12 protein-coding genes are annotated in these 13,434 nt (G+C 50.9%); 5 read left to right on the top strand and 7 right to left on the bottom strand.

Features of this window, described 5'->3' with window-relative positions:
* Positions 1–5: 5 nt before the first annotated feature.
* Together ACZ520_RS10515 and ACZ520_RS10510 are read right to left on the bottom strand one after the other, a co-directional pair.
* Positions 6–404, bottom strand: coding sequence for a hypothetical protein (locus ACZ520_RS10515; RefSeq protein ID WP_464125373.1), 399 nt, complete (start codon positions 402–404; stop codon positions 6–8).
* Positions 401–3,526 (bottom strand): efflux RND transporter permease subunit, encoded by a 3,126-nt coding sequence (locus ACZ520_RS10510; protein ID WP_374030403.1) that lies wholly within the window; start codon positions 3,524–3,526, stop codon positions 401–403. Before ACZ520_RS10510 ends, ACZ520_RS10515 begins: the two co-directional genes overlap by 4 nt.
* Positions 3,527–3,669: 143 nt before the next feature.
* Between ACZ520_RS10510 and ACZ520_RS10505 the strand changes: the two genes are divergently transcribed.
* Complete coding sequence (locus ACZ520_RS10505) at positions 3,670–3,951, top strand: metal-sensitive transcriptional regulator (protein WP_088565064.1); 282 nt, start codon at positions 3,670–3,672, stop codon at positions 3,949–3,951.
* Between the two features lie 6 nt (positions 3,952–3,957).
* Positions 3,958–6,132 (top strand): heavy metal translocating P-type ATPase, encoded by a 2,175-nt coding sequence (locus ACZ520_RS10500; RefSeq protein ID WP_464125371.1) that lies wholly within the window; start codon positions 3,958–3,960, stop codon positions 6,130–6,132.
* A 13-nt stretch (positions 6,133–6,145) separates the two neighbouring features.
* On the opposite strand, the gene ACZ520_RS10495 is transcribed toward ACZ520_RS10500, so the two are convergent.
* From ACZ520_RS10495 to ACZ520_RS10485, 3 genes are read right to left on the bottom strand one after another with little or no spacing between them, the layout of a single operon-like run.
* Entirely contained in the window at positions 6,146–7,735 is a 1,590-nt protein-coding gene (locus tag ACZ520_RS10495) for a hypothetical protein (RefSeq protein WP_464125369.1), read from the bottom strand.
* 43 nt (positions 7,736–7,778) lie between these two features.
* Positions 7,779–8,126: a DMT family protein gene (locus ACZ520_RS10490; protein ID WP_198298061.1), complete on the bottom strand. Its 348-nt coding sequence runs from the start codon at positions 8,124–8,126 to the stop codon at positions 7,779–7,781.
* A complete protein-coding gene (locus tag ACZ520_RS10485) occupies positions 8,123–9,730 on the bottom strand; it encodes a Na/Pi cotransporter family protein (protein ID WP_374030399.1) in 1,608 nt (535 codons plus the stop codon). Before ACZ520_RS10485 ends, ACZ520_RS10490 begins: the two co-directional genes overlap by 4 nt.
* Positions 9,731–9,879: 149 nt before the next feature.
* Between ACZ520_RS10485 and ACZ520_RS10480 the strand changes: the two genes are divergently transcribed.
* The gene (locus ACZ520_RS10480) at positions 9,880–10,299 is read left to right on the top strand and encodes a (deoxy)nucleoside triphosphate pyrophosphohydrolase (RefSeq protein WP_464125366.1); all 420 of its coding nucleotides are present in this window, start codon (positions 9,880–9,882) and stop codon (positions 10,297–10,299) included.
* Here ACZ520_RS10480 and ACZ520_RS10475 read toward each other — a convergent pair.
* A complete protein-coding gene (locus ACZ520_RS10475) occupies positions 10,284–10,673 on the bottom strand; it encodes a thiol-disulfide oxidoreductase DCC family protein (protein ID WP_416480531.1) in 390 nt (129 codons plus the stop codon). The two genes, ACZ520_RS10480 and ACZ520_RS10475, sit on opposite strands and share 16 nt — an antisense overlap.
* A gap of 79 nt (positions 10,674–10,752) precedes the next feature.
* Between ACZ520_RS10475 and ACZ520_RS10470 the strand changes: the two genes are divergently transcribed.
* Entirely contained in the window at positions 10,753–11,370 is a 618-nt protein-coding gene (locus ACZ520_RS10470) for an LON peptidase substrate-binding domain-containing protein (RefSeq protein WP_088565071.1), read from the top strand.
* Here ACZ520_RS10470 and ACZ520_RS10465 read toward each other — a convergent pair.
* Positions 11,363–12,271: a COX15/CtaA family protein gene (locus tag ACZ520_RS10465; protein ID WP_464125363.1), complete on the bottom strand. Its 909-nt coding sequence runs from the start codon at positions 12,269–12,271 to the stop codon at positions 11,363–11,365. The genes ACZ520_RS10470 and ACZ520_RS10465 overlap by 8 nt on opposite strands.
* An 89-nt stretch (positions 12,272–12,360) precedes the next feature.
* Here ACZ520_RS10465 and ACZ520_RS10460 point away from each other — a divergent pair, with 89 nt between their 5' ends.
* Positions 12,361–13,293, top strand: a complete 933-nt coding sequence (locus ACZ520_RS10460) for a cation diffusion facilitator family transporter (RefSeq protein WP_464125361.1) — start codon at positions 12,361–12,363, stop codon at positions 13,291–13,293.
* The last annotated feature ends 141 nt before the right edge of the window (positions 13,294–13,434 follow it).

Raw genomic sequence — 13,434 nt, 5'->3', positions numbered from 1 at the left:
TCCTTTTATTTTTCCACCAGAAACTTGAAGGTGTCAGATTTACCTTCGTAGTCGACTTTGATCTCAAGATTTACGCGGTGGGAACCCTGGAAATCCACAGTCGTGTCGAATGAATTGGCGTTGGCGGTAAATTGCAATGGGGCCGCTTTGCCCTTGGGGGACTTGGCCGTGCCGCTGATTTTGATCTTTTTGGTGTCCAGGCTTTCGCCCTCGTGAGCGCGCGGGAAGAATTGAACCTTGTTTTCGATTGCCAGCATTTCCATATTGAACAGTTTTCCGGTTTTTGGAATACCCCCATGCTGGGCTTTCAAAGTGCCTGGCACATCATGGCCTTCATGCGCCATGGCCACAGGGGAGAGGGTCAGTGATGCCAGCAGAATCAGGCTTTTCAGGGTGCGTTTCATGAAAGGACTCCTTGTTTTTCGTTTTCTTCAATATGTTTTAAAGCGGACTGTTTACCAAACTTCCAGAATATCGCCGGAGTCAGATACATATCAAGCAAAGTGCTGCTTAATAGACCGCCGACAATCACGATAGCCACCGGATGCAGAATTTCCCGTCCCGGAGCCCCCGGCGAAAGAGCCAAAGGCAGCAATCCAAGAATGGCCGTCAAAGCAGTCATCAGAACCGGAACCAGGCGCTCTAAAGACCCGCGCACGACCATATGTTTGGAGAACTCCTCGCCCTCGTGTTTCATCAGATGCAAATAGTGTGAAATCATCATGATGCCATTGCGGGATGCAATACCACATAATGTGACGAAGGCCACAAGGCTGGCGATGCTCAGAGTGCCGCCCGTGATGTAAATCGCGATGATGCCGCCAATGAAGGCCATGGGGATATTGAGCATAATCTGAATCGAAATAAAGGTGGATTTGAAATGAGCATACAGAACCAGGAAGATCGTCAGGATTGAGATCACTCCCAGAATGGCCATCATATCAGAGGCCTGTTGCTGGCTTTCAAACTGGCCGCCATAAACCACATAGTATCCGGCAGGCATTTCCACTTTGGATTCGATGTTCTTTCTAATATCGGCAATGATGGCATCCAAAGAACGGTCGGTGGAGTTCGCCTGAACCACGATTCTTCTTTGCGCATTTTCACGCTGGATAATATTGGGGCCGGTGGATTCGTAAACGTCCGCGACTTTTTCAACTGTGATACGACTTCCGTCCGGCATAATTTTCACCGGTGTGCGTTTGATAAGCTCAAGGTCCGTACGGGACTTGTCGTCAAAACGCATAAACACATCCACTGTCTTATGGCCCTCAAGAATCTGGCCGACCACTTCGCCCTGCAGCGCTTTTTCAAGCAACTGGGCCAGATCGCCGACCGTGATGCCATAGCGGGCAGCCTCATCGCGCAGAAGATGTATTTTCACCTGGGGAATCAGAACCTGCTGCTCAACCTGAAGGTCGACAAGGCCGGGAACATCTTTGATGGCCTGATAAACTTCAGCCCCTTTAGCGCGCAAGGTGGAAAGCTCAGGTCCAAAGACCTTAATGGCAATCTGCGCGCGCACGCCGGACAGAAGGTGATCCAGGCGGTGAGAAATCGGCTGACCGACGTTCACACCCACGTTCGGGATGGCTTCCAGATTTTTACGAATCTCTTCCAGCACCACTTCGCGGGGGCGGCCTTCGTCTTTAAAGTCCACTTCAATTTCCGAAGTGTTCACGCCCTCGGCGTGTTCATCCAGTTCGGCGCGTCCCGTTCGGCGCGACACGGTCACGACTTCCGGAGTTTTTAGAATGATCAATTCAGCCTGGGTTCCAATTTTATTGGACTCCGCCAAAGAGATTCCCGGAGGAGCCACAACGCTGATCATCGCCGAGCCTTCATTAAAGTGCGGCAGGAAGTCGCGTCCGATGATCAGAGACAATGCGATCGAGCCGGCAAACAGCAGGCCGGAGGCCCACAGAACTGGCTTTGGATTATCCAGGGTTTTGTTAAGCAGCTTTTCCTGATGTTTTTTCAGCCAGCGCACCAAGGCGCCGTCTTTATGTTCCAGCAGTTCGCCTTTGGAAAGGAAGTACGAACACAGCGCCGGAGTCACGGTCAGCGAAACGACCATGGAAGCCAGCAGTGAAACGATGTAAGAAATCCCGAGTGGTACAAACAGGCGGCCTTCAATTCCACCCATGCTAAACAGCGGCACAAACACCAGCACCACGATCAAAGTCGCAATGACGATGGAGTTACGAACCTCTGACGAGGCCTCATAAATCACTACCAGAGGATTGCGGGGATTCGCCAGAAGTTTGTTCTCGCGAAGGCGGCGATAGACGTTTTCCACGTCGACAATGGCATCGTCCACCAGCTCACCGATGGCAATGGCCAGCCCCCCCAGGGTCATGGTGTTGACGGAAAGATCAAAGAACTTAAACACGATGGCCGTCAGAACGAAGGACAGGGGAATGGCTGTCATCGTGATCGCTGTTGTACGGAAGTTCATCAGGAACAGGAACAGAACGATGAAGACCAGGAACACCCCATCGCGCAGGGCCATTTTTACGTTGTCGATGGCGGTCTCAATGAACAAGGACTGTTTGAAAAGGTTGGGTTGCAGCTCCACACCCGCAGGAAGAGTGGTGGCGAACTGCTTTAAGGCTTCGTCGATTTTTTCTGTCAGCTCCAAAGTGTTGGCGCCGGGTTGCTTTTGAATGGAAAGAATAACCCCGGGTTTTCCGTTGATGCTGCCGTCACCGCGTTTGGTTTGCGGGCCTTCAACGACGTCAGCGATTTCTTTGACCAGAACCGGGCGGCCCAGATGCATGCCGACGACCGAGTTCATGATCTCTTCCTTTTCCTTTACCGCGCCGATATTGCGGATCAGGAACTCCTGTCCTTCAAGATCAATAAAACCGCCGGTCGAGTTTTGCGATACATCTGAAAGGTTGTGTTCAACCTCGTCCATGGTCAGTTGCAGCTTTTGCAATTTTTCTGCGGAAATCAGAATCTGATACTGGCGGACTCCGCCACCAATGGAGATAACCTGCGACACGCCCGGAATGCTCATCAGGCGGGGGCGCAGTGTCCAGTCAGCCAGAGTGCGCAGATCCATGCCGGACACCTTGTTGTCAGGTGAACTTAAACCCACAAACTGGATTTCGCCCATAATGGATGAAATGGGTCCGAGGGTGGGGGAGATGTTCTTAGGCAGCTTTTCTTTGGCCAGAGCAATTTTTTCCTGAACCATCTGGCGGTTGCGATAGATGTCGGTATCCCAGCCGAACTCAACATAGATCACACTGAGTCCCACGCCTGAAGAAGACCGAACTCGTTCGACTCCGGGCAGACCATTCAGGGCGGTTTCCAGCGGGAAGGTGACCAGGGTTTCGACTTCTTCCGGAGCCAGGCCATGGGCTTCCGTCATAATATTAACGGTGGGGCGATTCAGATCTGGAAAGACGTCCACTGGCAGATGAACCAGGGCCCAGCCTCCATAGGCCACCATTAAAGCAGCGACTGCGATCACAATGAGACGATGAGTCAGAGAGTATTTAATAATTCTATCAAGCATAGGTCTACTTTAATGCCTCCGCACACCCTACTAGGAGGGGGTATCCGGCCTTGTGACAATCCGAGGAAAAATATTTTTCTTCAAGGCCTCTTGAAATACATACCCCAGGGGGGTATATACTGGAACTGAAATCGAGGTGTGTCATGAAAAAAGAATCCGGTCAGCATCCCGACCATAGTGGTCATTTAAAGCGTCTCAACCGTGTCCGCGGTCAGTTGGATGGCATTCAGAACATGATCGAAGAACGTCGTTATTGTCCTGACATAGTTTTCCAGATCCGCGCGGCCGCAAAAGCGCTGCAGGCGATGGAAAATGAGATTATGCGGACCCATGTCCACGGTTGCGTAAAGACCGCGATCAAATCCAAGGACGAAAAAGAAATCTCTAAAAAAATCGACGAGATCATGAATCTCGTCAGTAAGTAGGTCGTTATGGAAACACAAAACAACAGTACCGAGTTGCAACTTATTGGCATGTCCTGTGTGAATTGTGCAGGCAAGATTGAAAAGACATTAAATGGTTTGCCAGGCGTGACGGCAACAGTGAACTTTGCCACAGAAAAAGCCCAGGTGAATCTGGGGGACAGTCCCCTGACAGTTGAAAACCTGATTAAAACCATCCAGGAGTTGGGGTATCAGGCTTTTGAAGTGAACTCAGAAGTCGACGCCCAAAAGCTGAAAGAGGAGGCTGCGGCCGAGTACCGCAAAGAACTGCGTCTGTTCATTATCTCAGCGATTCTGACGGCGCCATTTCTGGTTGAGATGGCCGTGATGCTGAGTGGGGCGGGTCATGAAATGATTCCGCGCTGGGTGCAGTGGATTTTGGCGACGCCGGTTCAGTTCTGGGTCGGGTGGAGATTTTATCGTGGATCTTATTACGCCTTGAAGTCGGGCAGCGCCAATATGGATGTGCTGGTGGCCTTGGGGACGACGATGGCATATGGCTTGAGTGCGGTGATGACGGCCATGAGCTGGCATCATCATCACGTTTATTTCGAGGCCAGCACTGCGGTCATTACTTTGATTCTGCTGGGTAAGTTAATGGAAAGCCGCGCGAAGGGGAAAACCTCGGAAGCGGTGGAAGGTCTGCTGCGCCTGCAGCCGAAAAAGGCCATGGTGGAAAGAAACGGCGAAGTGGTTTCTTTGGATATCAGCGAACTGGTGGCCGGTGACATCGTGGTGGTGAAAAATGGCGAATCCATACCGGTGGATGGTGTGGTGGTGCAGGGACTTTCGACTGTGGATGAGTCGATGCTGACCGGCGAAAGTATGCCGGTGCAAAAGGCTGTCGATGATCACGTTTATGCCGCGACTCTGAATCAGGATGGCAGTCTGCGCATTAAAGCCACGGGTGTGGGCAGCAAGACTCAGTTAGCGCAAATCATTAAGATAGTGACGACGGCTCAAGGTTCGAAAGCTCCTATTCAGCGTCTTGCGGATAAGATTTCAGCGGTCTTTGTGCCCGTGGTCGTTGCTATCAGCGTGCTGACATTCTTTGGGACCTGGCTGTGGACCGGGAATTTGACGATGGCGTTTATTTCGTCCGTTTCGGTCCTGGTTATTGCCTGTCCGTGTGCTTTGGGTTTGGCAACGCCGACCGCCGTGGTTGTGGGAATTGGCAAGGGCGCTCAGGCCGGAGTTTTGTTCCGCGACGCCAAAGCCTTGGAGCTGGCCGAAAAAATTGATGTTCTGGTCTTGGATAAAACCGGCACTATCACGGAAGGAAAGCCCGTGGTCACAGAAATTCATGTGACTTCCGGTCAGGATAAAAAAGAGGTTCTGACTTTTGCGGCAAGTCTTGAGGCGGGATCGTCGCATCCTTTGGCTCACGCTATTTTGGAAGAAGCCAAAAAAGAGGGATTGTCCCTGGTTCAGGTTGAAAATTTCCAAAGCGTGATGGGGCAGGGTGTGGAAGGCCGCATTCAGGGACGCTCACTGAAGCTGGGTAAGAGCGGCTGGGTGGCGCCGGAGTTTTCCTTGAATCAGGAGCTTTTAAAGACTCTTGAATCCAAAGGTCAGACTTTGATGGTGCTCGCGGATGACGCTCGTGTCCTGGGGTATATCGCCGTGGCAGACCGTATCCGGGAAAGCTCGAAAGAAGCCATCGCCGAAATTCAAAAGCGCGGTGTGAAAGTCATGATGCTTACCGGGGACAACGAAGGCACTGCCAAAGAAATCTCCCGTCAGGCAGGAATCACTGACTACAAACACAGCGTGAAACCCGCCGACAAAGCCAATGTCATTGTAACCCTGAAACGCAAAAAACTGCGTGTGGCGATGGTGGGTGACGGTATCAATGATGCTCCGGCATTGGCGATGGCTGATGTCAGCTTTTCCATGTCTTCTGGAACTGATATTGCGATTGAAACTGCAGATGTCACTTTGATGAAGAATGATCTGAAGTCCGTGGCGCAGGCCATTGAACTGTCACATCTGACATTAAAGAAAATCCGTCAGAACCTGTTCTTTGCTTTCATCTACAACGTTCTGGGGATCCCACTGGCCGCATTAGGAATGCTCAACCCTGTCATCGCAGGGGCGGCCATGGCCATGAGCTCAGTCTCTGTAGTCAGCAACTCGTTGTTGCTGAAAAGAAAGAAGATCTAAAAGAACCAGGAACTTATTTTTCTTTGGTTTTGATATAGGCTTCGCGCAGCCAGAGGCGGATGTGTTTTAGATAGTAGTCTTTCATTCCGAAGAAGACGAAGTGGTTCAGGAAGTAGTTTCCGCCACCTTTGTCTTTTTCGGTGTAATTCACGGTGCCGATGATTTCCGGGGTTTCCAGTTCTTCCGGGCGCCAAAGGACGAATTCACGGAAGGCCCCGATGCTGATCTCGCGATAGTATTTCATGATCAAGCCCGCTTCGGAAATCTGGGTGATCTCAACGGGATTGGCCACTTTCAGGGCGCTGCTGTCCTTGCGGCTGGCGATAGTGGTTTCGGTTTTGTTCACCAGCGAAGTTTTTGTCTTCAGCAGCTTTTTGAATATGTAAGTTTTGTCCAGCGGGGTGAAGAAGATTTCTTTGGTCCATGCAGACAAGGCCTTTACCTCATCAATGATCAAACGCTTGCGAGAGATCATGTAAAGCTCCGGGGCCTCGCTGAATTCCTGGTTGTAGATTTTGCAGCGATCTTTCAGGTATTGCTGAATCTGTTCCCATTTTTTCTGTTTTTCAATTTCAAAGTCAGCATAGTTCACAAAGACCATGTCAAACTGGGCCGGCAGCTCCTGGCGGTTCGGAGTTTCCTTGTTGGCAAGATCTGACAGCAATTGGCCAAAGTTGGAATAAGTGAAGACTTCGGTGTTTTCAAATCTTTCTGCCAGAAAGGTTTTCATTTCGATGGCCAAAGGCACATCTTCATCCAGCACCAGAATGCGGTTCTTGTTACCCAGAGAGTTTTTGATTGGTTCCTGAGAATGAGTTTTGTCCGTCAGGATATTTTTTCGAATCTGGCTGAGCTGCTGGTTGTCAGCGCCGAAGAACATGAATTCACACAGAAACTCTTTCGGAGAGATTTCTTTGCACGAGTGGCAGTACGCCAGAACCGAACGCTTGTGGTCCGTGGTGAAGGATTCGCTGTAATACTTGGTCATGGCACCAATGCGAATCTCGTGGTTGTTGATGGTGGTAAAGCCAATTTCGCTGATGCTGTGAAGCTCAACTTCTTTCAGCATTTCGATGGTTGAGCTGATCTGCATGGAGGCCACGGCGGTGGAGCTGACCGGGTGGTGGCCTGACAGGGCAAACTCCAGATGCTGGCGCAGAATCAGTTTGTCGAAGGGTTTAAAGATCACATTGTTGATAATGCGCTCTTCAGCCAGAGAGATATCAAAATCCGGGCTGTCAAAAGCCGTGATGATCAGGGCTGTGGGTTCTTGTGCCGAGCACATTTTCTTGCGCAGGAAGAAATCACGGGCGCGTTTGATCAGGCCCATGTTCTGCACGCCCAGGAATTCGTTTTTGGCGATCACCAGGCGAAGTTCGTGGGTGCTTGCTGGTGTCACATCCGGAGACGTGTCATCAGCATGGCGACGACCGCCGCCAGCCAGTGCTTTTGGCCCCTCAGTAACCGAAATTTTCAGCCATTCGTGGAATTCAGCCAGGTTCAGGAAAAAGCGAATAGAAAGCCCGGAATCTATGCTTTTTAAGGTCTCAAATAGATCCTTCTGTATGCGTTCATCATCTTCCAGGACATAAATGAACTTCATACTTTAATCGTATCCTAAAATGAGGCAAATAAGGGATTTATTTTTAAGGACTGCGAAAAATGAAATAAACCGCCCCCACAAGGCATAGGCCCGCCCAGAGGAAGTCCAGCTTCAGGGACTGTTTCATATAGAGAACCGAAAAGCCCGCAAAGACCACCATGGTGATCACTTCCTGCATGATTTTAAGCTGTGGCAGGGAATAGTAATCAGAGCCCAGGCGGTTGGCCGGAACCTGAAACACATATTCAAAGAAAGCCACGCCCCAACTGATCAGAATCACCAGCCACAGTGCCGAGGACTTCAGAGTCTTCAGATGACCGTACCAGGCAAATGTCATAAAGATGTTGGAAATGATCAGCAGACCAATAGGGGCAATAGCGTTATTCATCATGACTGGGACCTTTGATTGTAAGCATGGTTGCACAGAAGACTTGCGATACGACGGTATTCACTCAGCAGATCCAGGTGAATGGAGCTGGTGTTGATCGACGTGTTCAAGCCACGGTTCAGACGACTGATATGGTTTTCACGCAAAGAGATCTCGGTTTTCGCCAGGTCCCGCTTCAGCTGAATGGCGGCTTCCGCCAGCTCTTTATTCTGATAGGCATTGATGGCCATGGAGGCCACTTTTACCACTTGTTCGTGCATTTGACGAATCTCTGCCCAGCCTTCATCAGAGAACTCCAGTTTCAGGGCGTTCTTTTTGATCGCCAGGGCCAGGATGTTGATGTCAATGGCGTCTGCCGCACGCTCAACGTCACTCAGGAACATAATCATGTTCATGACGTTCTGATGCACCACTGTGGTGGATTTGTTCGCGTGGTCCAGAAGGAACATCTTGGTTTCGCGATAAAGGAAATCGACCTTGTTGTCGCGGTCCTTGATAGAATCAAAGTCTTTCGGGTCATTCGTTTCAAACAAACGAATGGAGTCCTTGATCATGCCCAGAACAATGTCCGCCGTGCGCATGATTTCGCGGTTGGCATAAGAGATGGCCAGAGCCGAACTTTGATAGTTGTTCATGTTCACGAACTCGGTTCCAAATTCTTCAGAGGCTGCTTTCGGGAACATCTTTTCAATCAGTTCAGCACCCTTGTTGATGAACGGGAAGAAGATGATCGAAGACAGGACGTTGAAGATCAGATGCGCGTTGGCGATCGACCGGGACTGGGTGGTGTCAAATGTCATCAGGAAGTCGATAAAGATCTGCGTGAATGGATAGAAGATCACCACGCTCAATGTTTTATAGAAGAAATGCGCCCAGGCCACCTGACGGCCGATGTAGTTTCCACCGGCTGCGGCAATCAATGCCACAGAAGTCGTTCCGATGTTCGCACCATACACCCACAGCATGGCATCATAGAAGGTGATCGCTTTGACGGTTGCCAAACTCATCGCCAGACCAATTGTTACAGCCGAACTTTGCACGAAGGCACAGAACACGACAGAGATCAGCAGGGAATATCCAGGGTTGTCACGCAGGCTTTGGAAAACCTCGGTCAGCATTGGATTTTCAGCAAAGTGATGGGAGGAAATCGAAATCAGCTTCATCCCGAAGAACAGCAAGCCAAACCCCATAAAGACCAGGGACAGGTTCTTGAAGACTGTTTTCTTGGCTTTGAAATAGAACGCAAATGCCACGGTGAACACTGGCAGGGCGTACTGGGTCAGATCCAAAGAGATCAATTGAACCGTCAGGGTCGTACCGATGGCGGTTCCGATAATCACGCCCATCACCTGGCGCAGGTTGACCACGCGGGCCGAGCCCAAACCGACCAGCATGGACGTCACCGCCCCCGAACTTTGCATCAGGGTGGTCAGAACCACCCCGGTCAGGATGGCCAGAAATTTACTTTGCGAAAGATGATTCAAGAGGCCGGTGATTTTTCCGGCCATCAGTTTCTCCAAAGAGCTGGAGGCCATGCTCATTCCGTAAAGGAAGAGTGCCACCCCGCTGACGAGGAGAATGAAGTACGAGTTGCCCGAGTCGATCATGATGCGTGTTCCCTCAAAACTCTGATGTTATCAAGGGGCTTCAATTTAAGGAAGCACCAATACTGTGCGTGAATCTTTCTTAGAGTAAAACAAATCCTTAAAAAACTCAAAAACCGCTTATATACTTTGGTCTTACAAAAGGAAATCTCATGACCAAGCAGCCGGTGTTAGTCGTCGCCGCCGTGATTCAAAGACAGGAAGACCCTGAAGGGCGAATTCTTGTGGTTCGCAGAGGCCCCGGCCAGTCCGGAGCAGGTTTTTGGGAGTTTCCAGGCGGGAAGGTGGAGGCCGGCGAGGCTCCCGAGCAGGCCCTGGTCCGCGAGATCATGGAAGAACTGGCCCTCAGTATCCGGGTGCATGAGCTGATTGGTGAAGAGGACTTTGCCTATCCGTCCAAAACCATCCGGCTTCGGGTGTATTGGGCATCGGTGAAGGGCGGCGAGGATCTGGTTCTGAGTGAGCATGACGACTTCAAATGGCAGCGGCCTGAAGAGATCGATGTGATGTCACTTTCGGCGGCGGATCGTCCGTTTGTTGAGTTGATTCAAAAAACTTACGGCAAAAGGTAAGAACGTTCCGCCGGGGTTGGAAGGCGACAAAACTCACGTTCGCCAAACCACGAGTAGCGGTTCTTGGCGATCAGTTTGTAAAACACATCACGCAAAGGGCCGGGGATGATCCAGGCCAGCGCAAAAAGTTTGTAGGCTCCACCGAGGCCGGTGAGGATCTTCAGGATTGCGGCAGAACGGTAATAAAGTTTGCCTGACTCAAAGTAAATCACTGTATCAAGATTGGTCCGGTCCTGAGCACTCAGAACCTCTTCGGCGGTTGTTCCTTGCAGAGGAGCAAAGAGATAAGTGTGGTTTTTGTCCCTGCTGATCACAGCATCGACAAAACCATTGCAAAGGTGGCAGACGCCATCAAAAAAGACCACATTTCGCATTGATATATCCACCTTTTCCATAGCAATTACAGGCTACAGTCCTTATAATCAAAGTTCAAGCAAGAGGAGTCGTGTTCGCATGGAAGTCTTTCTTTTTCCTCTAGTCAATGTGACCTTGTTCCCAAGGACCACCAAGCCTCTGAACATTTTTGAGCCCCGCTATCTTTCCATGATCAAGGAAGCTGTGGAAACCCAGACCCCGATTGCCGTGGGGTTTATTGAGGATCCCGCGAAGGTGATACCTGTGCGTCCAGGGGAGACGGTTCCCTTTGTGCGTGAGGTGGCCGGATACGGGTATGCTCAGATTATCGAAGAGCGCCTGAACGGCACTCTTTTGGTCTTTATTCAGGGACAGGGCAAGTTACGTCTGGGAAAGGTCCTTGATCGAGGAACCCCCTACATGGTTTGTGAGGCGCAGATTATTCCAGAGAAAACCGTGCTTGAGCCCAGCCTAAGGTTGGAGCTGAATTCGCTGCACAAGATTCTGACCCGTTGGATCCAGACGCATATTCCGGACCCGGCTCAGAGGGATATTTTCATGAGAAATCTGACTCACCCCGAGGAAATCGTGGGGAGTTTTGCTTCCTATCTGGTGCGCGACTATGATTTGCAGCAGATGGTGTTGGAATACGACGACATCAACGAGAAGGTGCATTTCCTGCACCGTCTGATGGAGTCCAACGAACTGACTACGTAAGTTTGTTGCTGCGGATGAAGAACACCCATTGCAGCAACACCACCCAGATACAGTGAGCCAGTGCCAAGTGCACGATCTTCATCCACACCGGCGCATGCAGAAGCAGCGTCGCAATTCCGAACAAAATCCCCGCAATCAAAAGACCCGCCATTTGCACCGAACGCTTTTGCACAAGCTGTGATTCGGTTGTCTGTGCCTTCAGCCAGAAGAACAGTGCAAGGCTGCCGCCGCCCAACAATGCCAGCACCGGGTGGAAACCGCGAATGCGCACCAGGAAGTGGGATTCGCTTGAGAAATCATCCAGCAACCCCTGGAGCAGGTTGTCCGTCGGGAAAAGTGAATTTGAAAGAGACGCCCAGGCGCCGGTGATGCCGATAACGACAATCACCCAGGGAAGCAAACGATAACGGCGGTCCTGGGTTGTGAGAACTCGCAAGTCTTCAGTTAACAAGGCGGCGGCATAGGTCAGTGCCACCGATCCCGTCAGCAGGAAAGAGTTGATCTGGTGTAGCGCCATGATGAACGCGCGATAGGGAGTGTCGTTCGTGGTGACCAGGCCGAACAAAACCAGTTTTGCTCCCAGCAGAGCTTCTGAAATTGTGAAAATCAAAGTGGCCAGGGCCGCTTTGCGGGCATAGTGACCTTTTGGGTAAAGCTTGCGGGACACCCACCAGAAGTAAATCACCACCAAACCGTAAATTCCCGACATCAGACGATGGCCGTATTCAACCCAGGTTTTTCCGCGTTCAGCTTCCGGGATCAGTTGCCCGTGGCACAGCGGCCAGGTGTCGCCGCAGCCATCACCAGAATGAGAAATCCTCACCCAAGCACCCCAAAGGATCACCAGAAGGGTGTAAACGAGCAGGCCAAATGCAAATTGCTTGTATTGAGAGCGTTTCATAGTGATTTTTGAAGTATCACGCCCGTTGGAGGGGGTCAATTCAAGGCTGTTCGATTGACTTCCAATCCCAGAAAAGCGTTAAATGAGCTATGTCTGAATCCAAGCACGCTCATCATCACCATTCGCATTCTCACGGCCACCACCATCATCATTCCCATGGCGCGGCGGTGGGGCGGATGACCTTTGCTTTGGTGCTGAATCTGACCTTCGCGGTGATTGAACTGATCGGCGGGCTTTGGACGAACTCGGTGGCGATTCTTTCAGATGCGCTTCATGATTTCGGTGACGCCATCGCGATGCTTTTGGCGATCATTCTGGAAAAGGTGTCGCACAAACAAAGTGATGGCAAGTTTTCCTATGGTTATCGTCGTTTTTCCACCCTCGGGGCGGTGATCACCGGTCTGATTTTGGTCTTGGGTTCGATCTTCATTCTGGTCGAGGCTGTGCCGCGTTTGTTCGCCCCTCAGCAGCCCCATGCCGACGGCATGATTTTGCTGGCTTTTTTGGGAGTGGCGGTGAATGGTTTTGCGGCCTACCGCGTATCCAAGGGTGAGTCGCTGAATGAAAAAATGCTGATGTGGCATATGATCGAAGATGTTTTGGGCTGGGTGATGGTCCTTGTCGGCGCGCTGGTCATGAAATTCTTTGATGTGCCACAACTGGATGCGGGGATGGCGATCGCCCTGGCGTCGTGGATTCTGTACAATGTGGTTCGCAACTTGCGGGAAGCCTTGAAGGTGTTCCTGATGGCATCGCCAAGTCATATTCAGGTGCTGGATGTGGAAAAAGCCATTTTGGAAGTGGATCAGGTGGTGGGTGTGCACCATGCGCATCTGTGGTCTTTGGATGGTGAAAACCACATCTTTACAGGGCATGTGGTTGTGGCCAGCGGTGCGGGGGCTGCGGATATTGAAAAAATCAAAAATCAGGTCAAAAAAAGGGTGCGTGATTTCGGCATTGTTGAAGCCACCATCGAAACGGAATCTGATGGTACTCACTGCGCGGATCCGGAACACCACTAAGACTGTTTACAAATGAAACGTTTTGTAAGCCCGGCACAGCCGGGCTTTTTCTTTTCCACAATCTCTGTCTGAGTCAGCTTCATTCCACAGTCGGCGCACTTCGCTTCAGCGTGAGACACGGCTTCATTTCAAATTCATAAA

This window comes from Bdellovibrio sp. BIS2 (genome assembly GCF_055398295.1).
The sequence above is the reverse complement of the archived record's forward strand: the minus strand, read 5'-3'. Positions and strand labels throughout refer to the sequence as shown.